At 37.8% G+C, this 19,981-nt stretch carries 18 protein-coding genes; all 18 read left to right on the top strand.

The annotated features are described in order from the left end of the window. Nucleotide 1 precedes the first annotated feature (1 nt). The 18 genes from EKQ44_RS17770 to EKQ44_RS17855 all read left to right on the top strand — a co-directional run bounded on the left by EKQ44_RS17770 (nt 2) and on the right by EKQ44_RS17855 (nt 19,977). On the top strand, nt 2–2,032 hold the full coding sequence (locus EKQ44_RS17770) for a DEAD/DEAH box helicase family protein (protein WP_237664893.1): 2,031 nt from the start codon (nt 2–4) through the stop codon (nt 2,030–2,032). Beyond that, on the top strand, nt 2,029–2,199 hold the full coding sequence (locus EKQ44_RS17775; protein ID WP_237664894.1) for a hypothetical protein: 171 nt from the start codon (nt 2,029–2,031) through the stop codon (nt 2,197–2,199). The genes EKQ44_RS17770 and EKQ44_RS17775 overlap by 4 nt, the downstream gene beginning before the upstream one ends. Then, entirely contained in the window at nt 2,199–4,226 is a 2,028-nt protein-coding gene (locus tag EKQ44_RS17780; RefSeq protein WP_237664895.1) for an AAA family ATPase, read from the top strand. The genes EKQ44_RS17775 and EKQ44_RS17780 overlap by 1 nt, the downstream gene beginning before the upstream one ends. Nucleotides 4,227–4,229: 3 nt before the next feature. Next, on the top strand, nt 4,230–4,682 hold the full coding sequence (locus tag EKQ44_RS17785; RefSeq protein ID WP_237664896.1) for a hypothetical protein: 453 nt from the start codon (nt 4,230–4,232) through the stop codon (nt 4,680–4,682). Nucleotides 4,683–4,825: 143 nt separating this feature from the next. Next, nucleotides 4,826–7,393 carry an MrcB family domain-containing protein gene (locus EKQ44_RS17790; protein WP_237664897.1) on the top strand — a complete coding sequence of 856 codons (2,568 nt, stop codon included), beginning with the start codon at nt 4,826–4,828 and terminating at the stop codon, nt 7,391–7,393. Then, on the top strand, nt 7,365–9,812 hold the full coding sequence (locus EKQ44_RS17795) for a restriction endonuclease-like protein (protein WP_237664898.1): 2,448 nt from the start codon (nt 7,365–7,367) through the stop codon (nt 9,810–9,812). Before EKQ44_RS17790 ends, EKQ44_RS17795 begins: the two co-directional genes overlap by 29 nt. Before the next feature lie 23 nt (nt 9,813–9,835). Beyond that, the gene (locus EKQ44_RS17800; RefSeq protein WP_237664899.1) at nt 9,836–10,159 is read left to right on the top strand and encodes a nucleoside triphosphate pyrophosphohydrolase; all 324 of its coding nucleotides are present in this window, start codon (nt 9,836–9,838) and stop codon (nt 10,157–10,159) included. A 113-nt stretch (nt 10,160–10,272) separates the two neighbouring features. Next, nucleotides 10,273–11,223 carry an HNH endonuclease signature motif containing protein gene (locus EKQ44_RS17805; protein WP_237664900.1) on the top strand — a complete coding sequence of 317 codons (951 nt, stop codon included), beginning with the start codon at nt 10,273–10,275 and terminating at the stop codon, nt 11,221–11,223. 54 nt (nt 11,224–11,277) lie between these two features. Beyond that, nucleotides 11,278–11,706, top strand: a complete 429-nt coding sequence (locus EKQ44_RS17810; RefSeq protein WP_237664901.1) for a GIY-YIG nuclease family protein — start codon at nt 11,278–11,280, stop codon at nt 11,704–11,706. 109 nt (nt 11,707–11,815) lie between these two features. Beyond that, nucleotides 11,816–12,712 carry an AbaSI family restriction endonuclease gene (locus EKQ44_RS17815; protein WP_237664902.1) on the top strand — a complete coding sequence of 299 codons (897 nt, stop codon included), beginning with the start codon at nt 11,816–11,818 and terminating at the stop codon, nt 12,710–12,712. A 62-nt stretch (nt 12,713–12,774) separates the two neighbouring features. Then, the gene (locus EKQ44_RS17820) at nt 12,775–13,521 is read left to right on the top strand and encodes a DUF6946 family protein (protein ID WP_237664903.1); all 747 of its coding nucleotides are present in this window, start codon (nt 12,775–12,777) and stop codon (nt 13,519–13,521) included. 13 nt (nt 13,522–13,534) lie between these two features. After that, nucleotides 13,535–13,981, top strand: coding sequence for a hypothetical protein (locus EKQ44_RS17825; protein WP_237664904.1), 447 nt, complete (start codon nt 13,535–13,537; stop codon nt 13,979–13,981). 191 nt (nt 13,982–14,172) lie between these two features. Continuing rightward, a complete protein-coding gene (locus EKQ44_RS17830) occupies nt 14,173–14,991 on the top strand; it encodes a bacteriochlorophyll 4-vinyl reductase (RefSeq protein WP_237664905.1) in 819 nt (272 codons plus the stop codon). A gap of 341 nt (nt 14,992–15,332) precedes the next feature. Beyond that, nucleotides 15,333–16,388 carry a DUF3895 domain-containing protein gene (locus EKQ44_RS17835; protein ID WP_237664906.1) on the top strand — a complete coding sequence of 352 codons (1,056 nt, stop codon included), beginning with the start codon at nt 15,333–15,335 and terminating at the stop codon, nt 16,386–16,388. Nucleotides 16,389–16,402: 14 nt separating this feature from the next. After that, nucleotides 16,403–16,651 (top strand): hypothetical protein, encoded by a 249-nt coding sequence (locus tag EKQ44_RS17840; RefSeq protein WP_237664907.1) that lies wholly within the window; start codon nt 16,403–16,405, stop codon nt 16,649–16,651. 274 nt (nt 16,652–16,925) lie between these two features. Beyond that, nucleotides 16,926–18,794, top strand: a complete 1,869-nt coding sequence (locus EKQ44_RS17845; protein WP_237664908.1) for a ribonuclease YeeF family protein — start codon at nt 16,926–16,928, stop codon at nt 18,792–18,794. Further along, entirely contained in the window at nt 18,755–19,042 is a 288-nt protein-coding gene (locus EKQ44_RS17850) for a hypothetical protein (protein ID WP_237664909.1), read from the top strand. Before EKQ44_RS17845 ends, EKQ44_RS17850 begins: the two co-directional genes overlap by 40 nt. 797 nt (nt 19,043–19,839) lie before the next feature. Further along, complete coding sequence (locus EKQ44_RS17855) at nt 19,840–19,977, top strand: hypothetical protein (RefSeq protein ID WP_237664910.1); 138 nt, start codon at nt 19,840–19,842, stop codon at nt 19,975–19,977. The last annotated feature ends 4 nt before the right edge of the window (nt 19,978–19,981 follow it).

Below are 19,981 nucleotides of genomic sequence, written 5' to 3' on the forward strand. Positions count from 1 at the left end.
AATGTCGTTACAAGAAGTAGATTTGAAATATAAATATAGGTCGGATAATGACAAGATTCATACAGACTTTTATGATAAATGCCTGCATAAGGCTTCTCAATACGACCGGGCTGTTGGATACTTTACAAGTAACAGTCTAAGCTTAATAGCAAAAGGGTTGGAAACTTTCTTTGAAAAGGAAGGCACCATTAGAATGATTGTGAATCCTCATCTAACATACGAGGACGTAGATGCAATAGAACTGGGTTATAAAGCGAAGTACGATGTGATTTCACGGGCTTTGCTACGCCAAATTGAAATGAGTGAGGAATCCATTCGAGAAGATGCTCTCAATACTTTGGCCTGGCTTATTTATCAAAATAAATTGGAGATAAAGGTTGCTTTTACAAATAATAATAGCCTTTATCATGAGAAGTTTGGTATTTTTCATGACGAACAAGGGAACCGTGTTGCATTTTCAGGCTCAGCTAATGAAACAGTTGGCGGTATGCAAAATAATTTTGAAAAGATAGATGTATTTTGGCGTGAAAATGATATGGAGAGAATTGAAGATATGGTTGTGGATTTCGAGAATCTGTGGAGTGATAAAACCAACGGATTAACCATTGTCGAAATTCCGGATATTCTGAAAGAAACGATCATTGCATATAAAAAGGGGGGGACACCCATAAAGCCGCCTAAACAATTAATTAAGCCGCGTCCATATCAACAGGAAGCGATTGATGCTGTGGTAAACAATAACTGGAGTGGGATTTTGGAAATGGCAACTGGAACAGGAAAAACTATTACTAGTTTACTAATTTCCAATGAGTTCTTTCAACAAAGAGGGAGAATATTTCTTATAATCATCGTCCCTTTCACACACCTAGTTGGTCAGTGGGAGAAAAATTGTCAAGATATGACTTATAAAAATATTACGAATTGCTTTGGTGCAAAAAAATCGTGGGTGCACAAACTTCAAACAGATGTAAGAGATTTTAACTTAGGCCTTATTGAAAAGCATGTAGCCATTACCACTTACAAAACAGCTTCCTCTCCAGAATTCAACCAACTCATCGCGAAGTTAAGAGGGAAAAGTTTTTTAATTGCTGACGAATGTCACTATTTTGGCGTTAAGAGTTTACGGGATAACATGTTTGGAGACATAGAGGCGAAACTGGGACTTTCGGCTACTCCTGATCGTTGGTGGGATGAGGAAGGGACCAGTTACATCGAAGAATTTTTCGGATCGACTGTATATGAATATGATATGAAAATGGCAATTGATAATGGTGCCTTAACAGAATATATATACACACCATATGTTGTGGATATGACAGATGAAGAGATAGGTGACTTTGAGAAACTGACAAAGCGTCTGATCCATTTATATAGTGATGAAAAAGCGAACAAAGAGGAAATTAGTGAAGTTAATCGTAAAAGAAGCTTACTTATAAGTAAAGCGGAACGTAAAAAAGAGCTGCTGTTTTCTATCTTTGCTGGAAAGGAGAAGGAAGAGGTTTCTCATACGCTTGTTTACTGCGCACCAGGTGAAATAAACACTATAACGGGCGAACTTTCCAGCATGGGTTATCGAGTGCACCGCTTTGATTCTAAGGTACCTCTTGATGAAAGAGAGAAGATACTCGAAGCCTTCGATCTTGGTTCTATTCAAATTTTGGTCGCAATTAAATGTCTAGATGAAGGGGTGGACGTACCAAGTACAAAGGTTGCGTATTTCCTTGCAAGTACATCTAATCCTAGGGAATTTGTTCAAAGAAGAGGGCGAATCTTAAGGAAGTATCCCAATAAAAACTTAGCACAAATTTATGATTTCATTGTACTTCCTAGTAATGCAAGTGACCAAATGTATAAATCTATTGCATCCAAGGAATTGCCTAGATTCGCAGAGTTCTCACGATATGCTATTAATAACTTTAATGCGCGTGATGTGGTAGGAAAAGAGTTAAAAAAATATTCGTTAGAGTATTTGATGGACAAGCTCCCTTGGGAAGTATATCGAGAGTTTAAAAAAATGGAGGTTTTTGAATGAGAATTAATAAAGATTTAAACGAAAAGATTGAAGGGTTCTCAGGCGACCTTTCTTATTTAGCAAAATTATTGCTAAAGGAAGTTGAAGCTGGAAAAAAATCTAATACTCAAATTGAAGCCATGCTACGTGAAGAGATTCGTGAGATTGTTATGGAGGATGAAGCCTGATGAAGTTATTAGAGATTTCGTTGAAAAACTTTAGACAGTTTTATGGAGAACAGACTATTGAGTTTTCCCATGGTGATAAAAATATTACCATTATTTTTGGAGAGAATGGAAAAGGGAAAACCGGTATCTTCCGTGCACTTATGTTTGGTTTATACGGCAGCACACATATACAGCAGGACAATCCTCGAGAAAGAATTCACTTGGTAAACTTCCTTGCTCTGGAAGAAAACTTAAATATGCCTGTTGAAGCAAAAGTAAAAGTTACTTTTGAATATCATAGTCAGAAATATATTTTAGATAGAACAGTAGTCGGCTTTAAAACTGGAGAAAAAATTGAAGAACGCATCCAGCAAACAGAATTAAACATTGTTGATTCTCTAGGAAACTACTCTGCAGATCCAATAACAGATAAAGATGAAATTGCTAGAACTATGAATGAAATCCTTCATGAAAGCATTAAGGACTTCTTCCTGTTCGATGCGGAAAAAATCGAAACACTAGCAAAGAGTGATACAAAGGTAAAAGAGGAAGTTAAAAACGGAATTGTAAAGCTGCTTCAAATTGATAAAGTGGAAAATGCGATTTCCATCCTTAAGAAGCTTCAAAGCTCCGAAAAAAAACGTGTGCTTGATGGCTCTAAAAACTTAGATTTAACTCGCAAACAAAATGAAATTGACGAATTAAAGACTTCAATTACTAACATGGAAGAGCGCATTAAATTGAAAGAAAGCAATAAAGTGTCATGTGCGCAGGAAATAGCAGAGATTGAAAGCAAACTTGCAGAAAACGAAGATGTAAGACGAATTCAGGAAAAGCACACAGCAACCAAGGAGAAAAAGAGTGTGCAGCAAAGACTGGCTAAAAGCAAGCAAGCGGAAATAAAAAACGACTTAGTTCGCAACGGATTTAACCTTGTGATGAAGGAAAGCTACTCATCTGTGAAATCCTACTTAGATCAAATCCTAGTGGACCAAAAGGATTTAATTCCAATTGAAGTCATTGAAAAGTCATTACGTGACAAAACGTGTGCATGCTGTAATAACGATTTACAAGTACATCAAGAAAACATGCATCATATTGAACAGCTTAGACAAAATTACAAGCGTTCGGAGTTAACGCCGCTTATCTCCCTTATTTCTTCTGGCATCCATGATTTCTCTTTAGAAGAAGAAGAGATCATGGATGTCATTAATCAAAAGCTTGTTGAATTTAGAGAAATTAAACAAGGAATTGATGATATTGATAAGCAGCTTCAACAATTTAACGCAGAAATTCAAGGTAAAGCCCAGGAGCAAGAAAACCTAAAACAGCTTGAGTCTACCTTACAAAGTAAAAAAGAAATGTTACATTCACTTGGGGTAGAAATCGAAAGCCTAAGATCTCAAATCAAACAAAAAGAGAAAGATTTAGAGGCTCAGGAAAAGGCCTTTAATCGATTACTACGTGAGAATGAAAGTTTACGTATTGACGCCAAGGTGTTACAAATCATTGATGATTTAAAAGACAATTTTGGAAAAGTATTCAATGAGTACAGTGATGAAATGAGACATAAGTTAACAACTGAAACAACCTTAATTTTCAAGGAGTTAATCGACCGTAAAGATAAGGAACTTATTAATCGAATTGACATTAATGAAAAATACGAGATTAATATTATCGGTTGGGATGGCGTGGATATCACGCAGGATATTTCGCAAGGTCAACGGCAGGTAGTAGCACTATCCTTTATCACTTCCTTAGCTAAAGTAGCATCTGGTGGTTCTGCGGATATCAACTTCCCGTTGTTCATGGATACTCCATTTGGAAGAATTAGCGGTAACAACCGTGACCATTTAATTGATAACATACCTAACCTAACGTCTCAATGGATTCTTCTTTTGACAGATACAGAGTTATCTAAAACAGAGGAAATGCGTTTTAAATCTACAAACAAATTAGGTAAATGGTACAAGCTGGACCAGATTACTACAGGTCATTCTAAAATAGTACCAATGAATATTAAGGAAGCAATGGCAACGAGGGGGTAAATCATGGATTTTTTAATGGACCAAGCCATCTTATATACGAGTAAAAAATATGAAGAGATCTATATTCAATTTAAGGAAAAGTACGATATCAAGTACCAGGATCTTTTCTTGCTTTGTGCAAGCATTGGATTCAAAAAAGATCGCCAAAAGAATATTGGAGAGCAAGGAAGAGAGTTCCGTACCAACTATTTAAACTCTAAGCAAAAAGCAACGGCTTATTCTATCATCTTAAGTGATCTTGAAATTGGTAAGAACATCGAAGCCTTTGAAGGTTCTGAATTTCGTTTAAAGGCTCGTAAAAAGCTAGAAGCTTATGCCGAGGGAGGCATGGAGATTATAGTCGAGGAAGTATTCGGACACCGTTTTGATGGTAACCGTTTGGACTCACAGTATGGAGAGTATGATGTAGATGTTTTAAGTTATGTGTATGGAGATGCAATGGAAGTGCCGTTTTAATATATTTTAGAGGCTGTTTGAAAAGTCAGTGGAAATTGACTGTCATACAGCCTTTTTTACTTGATTCTCCTTTATAGCAGGGAAATGTTGTTTTTTTGTCGAAAATGATAATAAGAGATAAATAGGAGAAGGAGATTACATAATTGCTAACAAAAATATTACTCGAACTATTAAACAAAGTTAATACCATCCACACATTAACCTCCAATCGACCAAATAAAATAGTCCGAACTGATTCTAACGGAATTTATGTAGAATCCGAAGCTTCCAGAAGAAAATTTGAAAATAATGAAGTCACTGATCCTCATGCATACATCCCTTTCGAGTTCTTAACCACCGCATGGGAAGAATTTATCCAAAGAAGAATGGTTTCGTCTAATGATTTCACCAAAACTAGAGGTAGATCCTCCTTTATAATGGCTTTGTTTGCAAAGCTTCCATATATAGAAGTAATGAAAGAAACAACTGGAACGAAGATAAAGCTTAAAGAATTTAAAACGGATCAGCTTCCTTGTGAACAATTTCATAAGGTAATGCGATTTTTAGATCATGTCACAGAGGGTACCTATGATCCTCTAGCTTTAAGCAAACAAGCAAAAAATGATAACGAATATAGAATTCTTTCAAGAGCAAGGCAGGATTTAAGGCTTCTCGGTTTGTTAAATGATGCAAATCAAATAAGTGAGAAATTCCATGCCTATGAGGCCTCGTCTCATAAACTAGCATTTATTAAAGACCTTGTACTTGAAAAAGAATATTTTCAGATAGCTCTTTTTGTTCTGCAGCTCTTAGAAGCTTACCCCAAAAACGAAAAGAAAGTTGCTCTTATTGAGTTAGGAATGCTAATTGTACGCAACTCTCAGGGTGAAAATTTGATGGTGGAGTCGGTTGCTAAGGAACGAACACATAATCTCCTAATGTGGCTAGAAAAACTAGAAGTAATAAATAGTAACTGGGTACCTATAGAAGAGATAACTTTGGAGGAATACACAGTGAGTACTAGATTAAGAGATCAATTCTTGCATATCATGAACAATTACCCACAAGCCAAAACCCAACCTTTTGGAGGGCATGAATTAGGTTCCTTCGTACGTAACGATATTACAGACGAGCTAAAAAAGCTACCGTTTGTTAATGGCCAATATGTAGTAACTGGCTCCGTTGGCCAAGGGAACTGGGCTAGTGTTCCTTGGATTGCCATAATGAATAAGAAGGTTACCATCTCCACTCAAAGAGGGTACTACATTGGATATTTGTTTAGTGAGGATCTGCAGGAGCTCTACCTGACGTTTGCGCAGGGTGTTACGGAAACATCCAAGGAAGAAATGCTAAGAATTAAAAAGGCTATTAGAAGTGAAATTGGGATGGATGACCGGTTTCAAAAGGATGATAACATCTATCTTGGACCTTCCAAACGAGCAAGAGACTATGCTGTCTCTACTGCAGTGTATGTGAAATACAAGCTGGAGGATTTCCCTTCTGAAGAGGTAATAGTAGGAGACCTAGAAAAAATGGTGAGGTACTATGAGGAGTTTATTAGTTTAAATGAAGGTATTAACTATAAACCAACTGATCCACCTAAAGTTATCGCCATGCCAAAGGCTGATTATTTGAGCAATCAGGCACTTGTGGAACACATTTATCAATACATAAAAATTAAGGGATTCTATTATGAAAAGGAAGAAATAATTAATCTTTTCCTATCTTTAAAGACAAAACCCTTTGTCATTATTTCAGGTATTTCTGGAACAGGGAAAACCAAAATTATTGAGTGGTTTGCTGAAAGTGTTGGTGCAACCGAAGAAAATGGGCAAATCACTTTAATTCCTGTGAGACCGGACTGGAGCGATGGTTCTGATCTAATTGGCTATAAGGATATTAAAGGTGATTTTGTGGAAGGGCCTTTAACGAAAGTGATGCAAAAGGCTCTCGATAATCCAACCAAGCCTCATTTTGTTCTTTTAGATGAAATGAACCTTGCACGTGTAGAGTATTACTTTAGTGATTTGCTTAGTGTGATGGAGAGTAGGAAATGGAAGGATGGGGAGATTGTTTCCTCGGAGATTTTGAACAGTTCAATGGTGGGGAGGTCTATTGGTTTTCCTGAGAACATGTACATTGTTGGTACGGTTAATATGGATGAAACAACTCACCCTTTTAGCAAAAAGGTATTAGATCGTGCGAACACCATTGAATTTAATCGTGTGCAGTTGGATTATTTGGACTTCTTGCAAGGGACCACTGAAGCTATGGATCCGAAGAATATTGAAAATGGTATGCTTCGTGCTGACTATCTTTTTCTAAAAGACCTCGCCTCCAAGCATATGGAGTTAATAAAGGAGACCTCTTTGATGTTAGTCGGAATTAACGAAGCTCTAAAGCCACTTGGCGCGCAAGTTGGTTACCGTGTTCGTGATGAAATCTGCATGTATCTTGCCAATAACCAGGAAGGAAAGTTGTTTTCGCAGGAGGATGCTTTTGATTATTGTTTAGTTCAGAAAATCTTACCGCGAATTTCTGGTAGTGACAGTAGAGTCGAACACACGATAAAGGAATTATTTAAACTCCTTACCAACCAAGAGTTATCAGAGGACATAGAGGATTATACGGCGTACATCAAGCTCTCCAAGTATCCGCGTAGCACAGAAAAACTTGTGGAGATGTATAGGAGGTTAACGCACGATGGCTTTACCTCTTTCTGGATTAGCTAAAGGTGATGTGGAATTGGTCAAGATTGAAACTGCCGACTTTTCTTTGGTGATTAAAGGAAAGCCTTATCATGAGCGGTATATCGGATTACAGCAATATCGCAATCTTGATTTCCACGATGAAATGCAGTTCAGGGTAGTAGGGGACCATGAAGAGGTAAAGGTTTTTGATGTTGAAACTTTGGAGCTGGTAGACCTTCACACCCACCGTCCGATCTTCTTTGAAAATGGTGTGTACACGGTTATGGTGTCTCCCAAAAATGGTAAGGAATTGACTTTCTATCATGAGCATCCAGTTTTTCGGAACGCGATTGACCGCGTGGAATTTGGACAGTCTTATGTTTTGCTAGGAAATTTACACTTTCAAAATGAAATCGGCTATTCTACATTTGAGATTAGAGAGGGAAAACGAACTTTGCTTGAGGTAACGATGGAGGTTTTCCCGACTAAGCTCAATTATAAGGAGGATTACCAGAAGCTTTTAGAGGAAGTGAACGATGAGATCTACAATCTGGCCTTTCACTTTTTAAAGAAAACATTCCTTAGTGCGCAAACGAAATTAGAAGGTTCACCATCTCCTGCTGAATTTTTCCGTTTGATCACGGTTTATTTTGACGCTTTCCTAAAAGCTGTCGAGCAAATTGAGCGGCAGCCTCATCATAAGCTAGTCAAGACCCATGAAATAGTCAGAGGAGACCGAATTAAATCGCTCGATGCAAAAGGACGAAATTATTTGCGGAAGAACAGCCACCTTTTCCAAGAAGTAAGCCATGGCATCCCAATTGGGGACAAACAATTTATGCCGAGTAAAGGAATGACCGTTAATAAGCAAATCACCTTCCATACACATGAAAACCGTTTTGTGAAATGGATGATGACGCGGCTCACTAGTAAACTCGAAGACTTACTTTCTAGGTTCAGAAATAATCGCTGGAACAAGTCGGATCAAGACCCTGAGTTAGTAAAAACCATAGAGGGAATGAAGCGCTCTCTCACAAGGAAACTTAGCAACCCTTTCTGGCGAGAACTTACACTACCAGATAGAACCGTTCAAAGTCTCGTCATGCAGCTAGCACCTGGCTACCGTGATGCCTATCAGATCTACCTAACCGTCTCCAAAGGCCTAGCCCTACAAAATGGCATGTACAAAATGTCAGTGAAGGACGTGGCAACGCTTTACGAGTACTGGACTTATCTAAAATTAGGTCAAATTCTCAATAAGAAGTACGAGATGATAAGCCAGGACATCATCAAAGTGGACAGAAAAGGCCTTCATGTAAGTATGGAAGGTAGCCGCAAAGCAATGCGTGTATTTAAGCATCCAGTTACCAAAGAGCGCATTACCCTTACCTATCAAAAATACGAAGGCAATCTTCCGACCATTGCGCAAGTTCCAGATACAATGCTCAGCATTGAGAAAAAAGGAGAAAGCTACACCTTCAACTATGTTTTTGATGCAAAATATAGAATAGACTTCGCGCTAGAGGGTAGCTACTACGGAAAGAAATATCGCGCTCCTGGTCCAATGGAAGAAGACATTAACACGATGCACCGATATCGGGACTCTATAGTTTCCGAGCATAACGGACCTTACGAGCGAACTGCATTCGGCGCCTATGTCCTTTTTCCATGGAACGAAGAACAGGTCTACCAGGATCATCACTTCTATAAAAGTATTGGGAAAGTGAATATTGGAGCACTTCCTTTCTTGCCGAATACCACCGACCTTGTGGAACGGTTTATTGAAAATCTCATTGATAAGAGTCCTGAGGATATTCAGAAGGAAGGCATTTTACCAAGAGGGTCTTTGCAAAAGTGGCAGGAGAGCGTGGAGGAGAAGGTACTGGTTGGAGTGGTTTCATCAGAGGAGCAATATGCGCGAGCTATAAAATCAGCCAAGTACTCGCTAGCTGCTTCTGTTTTAAGAAAGGGTTGGCAGGAGGCTCGGTATGTTGCACTCTACCTAACAAAAGAAGTCGGCATGGAAAACGGTTTTGTCTGCTATGGCAAGGTGAGTGATGTGGAGCTTTCTGGAGACACAGTAACATTTTCAGTTGAACACTGGTCAAGGTTGAAGAATATTATAGTGCCTGTAGGTTATGGCTTTGCTCATTATATGCTGACCACCTTAAGAAGTCTGGAAAACTCTACTGAATTACCGGAGTTGTTCATGAAATCCGAAGAAGAGAAGGTTGTTTGGCAGATGCTAAGGCGAGTGTCTGATCAAATTCATATTGAGCTGGATGATCAAAGAATGGATCAGGCAGAGCGCGTTGCGAAGTACACCATTAAAGATGCGACGGTTAATTTTGATAGGGAAAGTGAAGTTGTGGAGATATTGAAGGCAGGCATGGTGCAGGCAGTAACTTTTGAGGAGTTTAAAAGTGACCGCGTGAAATTGTTTAGGTATCTGGTTGATTGACTGTTTTTTTAGGAGGAATGCTAATGCCGGTTTACAACAAGCTAGTCAGGGATAAGATTCCGCAAATAATTGAAGGAACAGGAAAGAGGTATACCTATAAAGTTTTGAGTGATGAAGATTACATAAAATATCTTAAGTTGAAGAGCTATGAGGAACTTGATGAGTACTGTGCAGCAGAGACGAATGAGGGAGCTGTAGAGGAGCTTGCGGATCTTTTGGAAATTGTTCGGGCGCTAGCAGGGTACCACGGATCTTCTATAGAAGAAGTTGAAGAGGTTCGTCGGGAAAAGGAAGAGAAGCGTGGTGGGTTTAAAGAGAAGGTATTCTTGGTTGAGGTGGAAGATTAGTGTTGGTAAAAAGATATGTCTAGGCATGTCTTTTTGTTGTGGAAAATAAAGGATAATGTAGAACTTTGTAGAATGTTAATAGGATAACTTTTTGAAATGATTTGGAGGATCACATGAGTATAGATTTAATGTTTCAAATGCCCAATCCAGTGAAAATAACAGGAAGGTCATCAAGTATAACAAATGCTTTTGTAAATGGCATTATCCCTTGCATTATGCCTAAACAAGAAGAGATCAATGAAGTTTTAAGAATCTTAGATATGGAAGGCGATGCGAAGTGTGCCTACTGTAGAAATCCACATACTGAATGGGATCATTTTCGACCTTTAATAATGAAGAAAAGGCCAACTGGATACATATCAGAAATACATAACCTAGTTCCTGCATGCGGAAAGTGCAATCAATCAAAAGGAAACAAGCATTGGAAAACTTGGATTATTAGCGATGCGAAGCTATCACCAAAAACACGAGGTATTGCCAATTTAGATAGAATTATCCAGAGTTTAGAAAAATATGAAGCTTGGAGTAATCCGACAATGATCGATTTTGAAGAGTTGGTTGGCAGGAAACTTTGGGAAGATCATTGGAAAAACTGTGAAAGACTTCATCAATTAATGCAAGAAAGTCAAATTCTTTCCGATCAAATAAAGAATAAGATTGCTCAAGGTATTGTGAAGAAAGAAAGGGGGAAAGTTGTAGCCCCACCACTAGATCCCACTAAAGTTTCGGAGAACAATAAGCTTAAAATTGGAATTATTGCACAAACCCAATTAAGAGCTGTGCTTGAAAGTAACAGGATAAGTGAAGACGTTATTCAACTACTACAAACCAATAACTACTCAAAGAGAACATTTAATTTAAACTTCCCTGTGCTAAAAGCTATTGATCACTCGCAAAATTTAATTAACCAGAAAAGCGATGGTAAAGGTTACAGCAGGTATTATAAGAAGCCAATTACTATTAATAGTGCTACATACTTATTATGCTCTCAATGGTATGAGAAGGATAGAGAGTATCTGGTAAGGTGGATTAAATCCATCCACAAAGATTCGGCAGGAAGCTAACTATTATTCTTCCTTCTTAATTCTAAAAAGTTATTATGAAAAGAGGATTTTAAAGTGGAAACTGCTCATATTAATTGGTACGGCCCTTATAGCCTTCAGCATTTCTTTACTAAAGAGATTTCTACTAATTATGGGGTTTATGCGATATATAGGATCTATGGTAATAAGCAAACGCTTTTGTATATTGGAAAAACAACAAGGAGCTTTTGGCAGAGGATAAGTGAGCATGATAAGAAGTGGTTTTGTAATATAAAAGGTAGAATTATCATCAGAGTTGGAGTATTAGTAAACTCTGAGGGTGGTAGATTCTCTGCCAAAAGGCTATCAGATGTAGAGTCCTTATTGGTACTTTGGCATCATCCTTGTGAGAATACAAGCTGCACTAGATATTATTCAGGTAGAATGGCTTTAGAAGTAGTGAGTCACGGAAGAAGGGGATTAATTGACAGAGAAGTTTCAACAGAAAAATTAATTTGGGCTTAGTATGGGAATCGAATCCTTATGCAACAAAACTGACCTTCCTGCTGGTTGGGAATTCCCTTTGTTATTAAAGTAAGTATATATATTAAATAATTGAGGAAGGAGGCACAAAATGAACAAGCGTGACTACTTGGTAAAGACCTTCTCACGTACGAAAAGGAAGGATTACGAAAACTATATTTTAACGGCAATATGGCATAAGTTGGACAATATTAATATAAAGCCTGTGAGTCAGCAGTATGTAAAGCGAGAAAATGGTAACCATGCGTTAATGGACCTTTATTTTCCTCAGTTACATATTGGTGTGGAGGTAGATGAGGCATACCATAACAGTAATCAAATAGCGGATAACTTGCGAATGGATGATATTATTACGGCGGTCAATGAGGAAGCGATTGAGGATTTTTTGTGCCTGAGAATTGACGCTACTCAAAGTATAGAAGAAATAAAGGAAAGAGTAGCAGATATCGTTGAGGTAATCCAGGAAAGGGCTGCAGTTGCCCCAATGAAATGGTATACATATGAAGAAGAGCTAGAACTGTTAAAGCAGAAAGAAAATCTATCTATTTATGATGACGTTTCTTTTATGAACATCAAGGATATAGCCAATACTTTGTTCGGGAAGAATGCGAAAGCGTATCAGAAAAGCTATTTTAGAATAAATGACAACATGTGGCTATGGTGTCCAAAGCTATCAATTGTGATTAATGGAGAAACTAAATCAATGGCTGGGGGATGGATTAACTTCCTGGGCGAAGATTGGTCTTATATTGACGAATCCCACCAGGATCAAGAGATTGTAGAGACAAGAAAACTTTCTTATCAGAAGGAAATAAACCAAAATTCTAAAAGAGCTGTATTTGCTAAATACAAAGACAACTTGGGTTTTAACCGCTATCGTTTTGTTGGGATATTCCAATGTATCGGTTTATCACCAAAAGGGAATAACCTCATTCGATATATACGAGTAGAAGATAAGCTGAAGATTGAAAAGGCGGTAAAGTGTTAACTGACACGCTTCATATTAATAGATCAAGTATCTAACCGTTAGAAAGTTTAGGAGGACCCCAAATGATCAAACTTTTCGGAAAGAAAAATGAAGAAATCCATTCATTAAGTGATTGGCTGATTTTCGCTGCTCCTGCCAAAAAGGAAGCTCATTTAAAAGATTTGAGGAGTGCAATGGAATTGGCGAAATGCTGGTTTCGAGATGGAGTAGCTACAGTTCCATTAGAGCTGCAAGCCTTGTTCAATGCTAATGAAATCACGAAAGATATCGTCATTTCTAAAGGATATCCTGAGAGGGAAACCAAATTAGATAATTTCGGAAAAGGAAGAAATCATGATCTTGTTCTTCTAGGGGAAGCGGGCACAGAAAGATTTCTTATTTCAATAGAAGCAAAGGCGGATGAATCCTACGGAAAGGTGGTAGGAGAGTACCTGAAAACTGTAAGTGCACGTTCTAATGTTCCGAACAGAATAGAGCAATTAACATCCTCCATCCTTGGCACCAATTCAAGCAATCACCTCAGATATCAGCTTCTGCACGCCATAGCAGGAACACTCATTGAAGCACGAGAGTTCGGCGCCAAACAAGCAATCTTTCTAGTCCATGAATTTCACTCCAACGAGACAAACGACAGAAATATAGCACGGAACAACCATGACTTAAATGCATTCCTATCCGAGCTATTCGAACAACCTATTAATCTTGAACCTAATTTACTACTAGGGCCGGTCGCAGTAAATGGGGGAGAATTTTTGCCAGTTGATATACCGTTGTATGTGGGGCGGGTTGTAAGAGAATTGCCAAGCTAAGGGGGAAATGGAAATGCTTTATGAATTAGAAGTGATAGATATGGTTTGTGACGAACTAGAAAAACAGGGATATATAATTGTCAGTCGAAAGAATCAACCTATACACAATGGTAAAGATATAATTGCCAAAAAAGTAGAATCAGGGGTTAATAGAATGGTATATATAGAAGCGATAGGAGAAACAAGTTCGTTTTCAAATACCAAAAGATACGGAAAACCTTTTGATCGTAGTCAAGTGAAAATTCATCTATCCGAATTGCTCTTTGCAGTTGCAGAGATACTTTCAATGAAGAAAATAGAAAACTTTCATTATAAAGTAGGCATTGCAATTCCTGACAACAAAGATCATCGCGAGTATATCAGTAACATACAGGGATTTTTAGATTTGGCGGGAATAGCTGTGTTCTTTGTGAAGAAGGAAGGTGTAACGAAGATAGATAATGGAAGATGGGACTGGTGAAAATGGAGTTGCCTTTAGGTTTAGGAAGAACCGTCCCTCTGTTCAAATTGGATAAGAAAGCCTGGTTGTAAGTAATAAAAAGACATGTCTGCACATGTCTTTTTATTGTGGAAAATAAAGGATGATGGAGGTTTTTGTAGAATTAATACTTTAGACATTTACTTAAGTTTGATTAGAGGGAGTTGATACACTTGGCTGAAAAATTACAAGTGAAATCAGAGGATTATTTCTACTCTGTTATTAAAGCGGCAATGAATGTTCCAGGAGTAAAAATTAGTAGAAATGAATTCTTAGCAAAGCAACTATCCAAGCATTTTCCCCAAGAGGTAATTGAAAAGGCAATTGAAAAAAATCCTGCAAGTGCGGGGATATCAATAGAAGAAATTGACCGTTTAGCTAAAAGCTGTATCACGATTGAAACAACTAAAGTTACTTCCCTTTCAGCAATTGCAGGTATTCCAGGTGGGTTTGCAATGCTCGGTACTGTTCCAGCTGATGTAGCACAATATTTTGCTCATATAATTAGAGTCCTTCAAAAACTAATTTACTTATATGGTTGGGAAGAGATGTATAACACGGATGGTAGTTTTGATGATGAAACAAATAATCAACTAACTCTCTTTATGGGCGTTATGTTTGGGGTAAATGCTGCAAATGCTACGATTACACAGATTGGAAAAGTAGCAGCCGTTAAGGTGGAAAAGGATGTAGCAAGTATGGCTTTAACTAAAGGAACAGTTTACCCTATCGTAAAAAAAGTAGCTGAAAAATTAGGAATAAAAATGACAAAGCAAATTTTTGCTAGAGGTGTAGGTAAAATAGTTCCGATAGTTGGTGCAGCAGTTTCTGGTGGAATAACATATAGTACCTTCCGTCCGCTAGCAAATAGGTTGAAAAATTATTTAGAAAAACTCCCGATAGCAGATGTAGAGTTTTACCAATCACTCAAGGAATCGGATATTGAAATTATTGACGTGGATTTTGAAGAAATTTTAGAGGAAACAAATTAAAAACACGGCTGGTTTACTATTTATGGATATCTGAGGGTCAGGTTAACTGACTCTCTTGCACATTAACTCCCAGATGGACATAGGTAGCTTTGTGTTGGTCGAGACGAATCATGGATTTCACCCTGTTTGGAAGGCAGCCATTGTGGGTTTCCCAAAGTGGCAAAGGTTATGCTGCGGGAGAAAAGGGCTGGTTATCAGGAAGAGTTGGTAGAGGATTTGAAGGGAGATTCGGCTGCGAGATTTTAGTTACAGTATTCATAAAGCCCGGTCATATGCAGAGCTGGGAAGTTGCTTCGGTAATGTAGAAATTCTAATGTAATAGATACAAAGGAGGGGAATGAATGCTTACACAATTAGAGCGTGATTCATTGTTGGACACCTTGTCAGAACCTCAAAAAGAGTTTATCGTGCACTTTATGAAGAGAGGAAAGAGGACACAATTCTCTAACCTTATTGCCAAATGGAAAGCAGAATCGAAATATGAAGAGGGTGCTGAGGAAACAGCGAGTATTTGGGAGTTAATTGATTATATCGATGCGGGGCCAGATTGGAGCGCGGCAGGATTGCAATGCGAATGTGGAAGAAAGCTCCGGAGGCAATATATTGTATCTAACACAATAACTGGTGTAACGCATAAGTTTGGCAGAGATCATTTTCAGGATCATACAAATATATCACCTGAGTTAGCGAAATCCATCATAAAGGGCTTCGACAAAATTGATTTTGAAATGGATGAAATTTTAATAAAGATAATGGATGGTTGGTCATTAGAGAATGAATGGCTGTCATCTATTCCAGAGGATATGGTTTTTCCGAAGGACATTGCGGAGCATTTGGGACATGATATTCCTTTACTTGAAAGACAAGTAAATAGACTCCGTTATGAAATTAGAAAATATTTAAAAGAATGCGAAGATAATGAGCAAGCTAAAAGATTCAAGGAGCAAAAGAGATTAAAGGATTTAAAACGTGTTCCTACAGAGAATATTTTAAAAGAAGTATCGCAAGAAAACCTGTATAAACATAGTGAAAAAGAACAAACAGAGCAACCTCTCCCTATACCTAATCGCAACATGAAATCAGTAGACTTCAATAAAATGAGACTCTCCCTTCCTAAAAAACATCAAGATGCTGTCAGAGAAATAATTAACAAGTGGCCCTCTGATAACATAAGTACGCTCTCTATCTGCTGGGAGTTGATAAAAAATCATGGTGCCAATAGCGAAATGTATGCAACAAACAAGAAGCCGAAAATTTATATGGATGTTCAGTTAATGATGAATAGATTAGTAGAGGAAGGTGTACTTGAACTAACTTCTAAAAGTCTGGATAATTGCTCGTACTCTATTCTATCAGGTGTTAAGTCTGTGGAAGATCAGCAATTAAATTTGTTTTAGGGAGGAGTAATGTGTTGAGAGTATTAGAAAAAGAGAATTTTGAAAAGTTGAAAGACGCTGGAGAAGGTTACATCGTAATAACTGATAAACCTAATAATACAACAAAACTACATCAAGTAGGTTGCCGCTATGTAGATATAAAGAGTTTTACTAAAAAGGTGGTAGAGAACCATGAGGAAAATGGTTCTTACTACTGGTTTAAAGATAAGAAAGATGCAGTGTCAGAAACGAATGCTGATGAATGCTTAGTTTGTAAGGGATAAGTGATTACGTCAAGAGGGATGGTCTCTTAGGCAATTCCTTTCTTTTTAGGGAAAATAGGATTTATGAAGTTGTGTCGAAAAGTGAAATATAGAATAAAGTGGGTTGAGAGAACAGGCAAGCCGACCCGTCACTTCTTTAAAGTCTATATGAGGGCCTCCCTTTTATAGGTTCAATCTCTCATTTTGCAATTCTGTACAGGAATTTCTCCGAACAGGTCGAAACGTGATAGTTATGCATATACATTTTTTGTAAAATGATAGCGAGAGGAGGGGAATGATGAAGGTTTTAGATGTGTCATCTCTGCATGAGGGAATACGTGGGATGACTCAACAACTGTCGCAATTAGAAAAACAATTACATGGCGTGGAAAATAGTATTCGGTCTTTTGTCGCTTCAAAGGATTCTTTTCGCGGGAAGGGTGCCAACGCGATAAGACGGTTTTATGAATATGCGCATCTTCCATTTTTGCAGTTCTTCCAATCATTTCTTGCAAACTTTCAATCGAAGCTTAAACAACTTCAATTTGAGATGGACGGGCTAGAAGGAGATTCCCGCGGTTTTCTGGATGAGTCCTTTCTGACGAGTGAACTTGAGAATGGGTTGAATCAAATTAACCGAATGGTGGCCGAGCTGACAGGGGAGACGAATGCCCAACTCAGTCGTGTCAGTGATATCGTGTATCTGCCCCGCTTGCAGGATTACCACTTCCACGAAGGCATCCAACAAGCCAAACAGTCAGCAAGGCGTACGGTGGACAAGCTGCATCAGTTCGATCACCAGCAAACCCAGTCGTTCACTGCTTTAATCGAGGACTTAACGCTAATCAAGCGTTACATAGAAGAAATGAACCAGCAGTTTGAATCTGGTAAGATAAATGTGAAGAACTTTTCGCCGGTGATGCTTCAGGATTTGGAGGCATATGGGAAGTTGCAGACGCGGCTGTATAATCAGACGGTTATGGAGCGGTGGAATAGTGAGCATTATCCGGAGCTCGGGGTATTCTATTCGGTGGGGCATCCAGTAGCGTTTGATAAGTGGGTGAACCCAAGTTGTGCGAGGCCGGAGCCAAAAGGTGCTGTGGAAGCTGGCATAGACTTTACAAAAGGCCTTTTAACAGGAATATTTACTGTGGGTAAAGAAACAGTTGAATTCATCGGTAGAGTTTTCACCGAACCAGATGAAGTCATTATTGAGACAGTAGATTTCGTGGCTGCGGTTGTGGACGATCCTGGAATACTCTTGGAAATTGGCCAATCTTTAATAGATTCATACAATGATCAAGTTGTTTATGGAACTGCGGAGACTCGTGGAGAATGGTTTGGCTACGCTCTTGCCACCGTAGCTGGAGGGAAAGGGATTACCGCCATTCCTAAGTTATCGAAAGTTGGAAAAATAGGGAAACTGGGAGGTAGCCCCGGTAGGCATATGCAGCATAAAGTGCAACTGATGATAGAGAGTCAGAAAGCAAAACTTAAAGACTTCTCTAATTCAGTAAAGGGCACCATTAAGACACAACAAGCAGCAATCAAAGGCACTGCCGCTGGCCTTAGAGATACAGGAATCAATAAAGTACGAGAACTCATGAAGGATTTTCTTCCTCCTAACAATCAATCGCAAGTAGCACTTGCAGGGGTGCCTTATAATACAATTAATAGTGCTAATATTAATAAAAAAATTAAAGATAATAATAAGGATATTATTAGTAGGATAGAGGTGGAGGCTGGTAAGGGTACGGTTAACCTTAATGACCCATATATTGGTGTAAAACAAGCATCTGAATATTTAAAATCACAAGGAGTACCACGTCAATTCAGAAAGACTACATTAGAATCGTTTGAGATCGGTACAATTAAGCTTGATGTTGCTGGTTCAAATGCTTATGGATTAAGATTCTATGACGATATTAATGCTACTGCAAAAGGGAGATATTTATTTGAAACATTTTCGCCACAAGTGAACAGAAGTAATTTAGCACTTCCACCAGATTGGAACAGAATGACAGGTATTCAACAATGGCAAGTTAAACCAGACACAATTATAATTAAAGGAAAAGCTGGCCCGCAGTTTCAAATGGGTAATCAATATATTGGAGGAGTAGAACAATGGTACATAACGAACCTAGACGACTTAATAAAACCTTAAACTTTATTAAGGAAGCTGAAAAAGTGAAAATAAAGTTAGAGTGTGAAATTAAAGCTCACAAATTAGGTCAAGGTAAAGAGGGAACAATAAGTCAACTTGAAAATTTCTATAAAGATATAGAACTAATGATTGAATCTAAAAGTCATATCCCATCATATCCAAGGGTTATTACCGACACTTGGGATTTTAATAGCGAACTTGGAATTAAATTATTAGATTTATATGAGTTTTATAAAAAACTGGGATAACTAACTTCAAATGCTACTTATTATTAAGAAATGATATAAGAGATAACTAGGTGGTAGGAAGTTCAAAAGTTTTTAAGGAAGTAAGAGTATTTAAGTTCAACCAATGGTTTTTAAATGTATATTATCATAGGGAAAAAGCCTAGAACTTCGATATTAAACAGAATTTTTGGTTTAAAGTTAGGAATAGTAATGAATTACTTTATATAGCTATCTAAAAAGCACTTGATTGTCTGAACTATTACCCGAATAACGGACACTTATAAAAAAGTGCCCCTTATTCGGGTTTTTCTATGTCGGGATTATATTTAATTGCTTAGCAGTCCCAAGTGTTATTGATAGGGCAAGAGAATGGATGGAAGTTTTACATTACAGAATTCTAAATCATGAACAAGTAAGAAGAATATACGGTAGTGTGCTATCTAAGCTAGATGACAATTCAAAAGGGATAATAATTAACTTATTAAGAGACATAAAAAGTGAAGACCCAGATATGTTTAGCAATTCTGCAGATGAAGTATTAAAAGCAATATAATTGTAACCACCTTAAAGGGCTAAAGACTTTTTATGGTGTTTTTTTAATTAACTACAACACAATGCCGAATAAACAACTGATTATTTTCAGAGTGGAAATAATCCTTGTAAGACCTCGCACTGGCAACTCTCAGAAATGAGAGTTTTTTTGATTTGATTTTTTGGATAACCTTGCATTCTACTTTTCTATTATTGTTTTTCTAGAATATAAAAGTTAAGATTAATTTATAAGAATATTTTAAAAATACAGAAAGGAGGGTGGCGACATGAATTTCGAAATCTTTTTTGCTTTAATTGGTTTACCGGTTTTAATTCTGGTTACGGCAGTTGTTTGTTACATACATACAGGTAGAAAAGATAAGAAAGTAACGAGTAGTAGGGTCTCAAATGATTTGAATACATAAGGTG

Source organism: Sutcliffiella horikoshii (assembly GCF_021991925.1).
GTDB lineage: Bacteria > Bacillota > Bacilli > Bacillales > Bacillaceae_I > Sutcliffiella_A > Sutcliffiella_A horikoshii_F.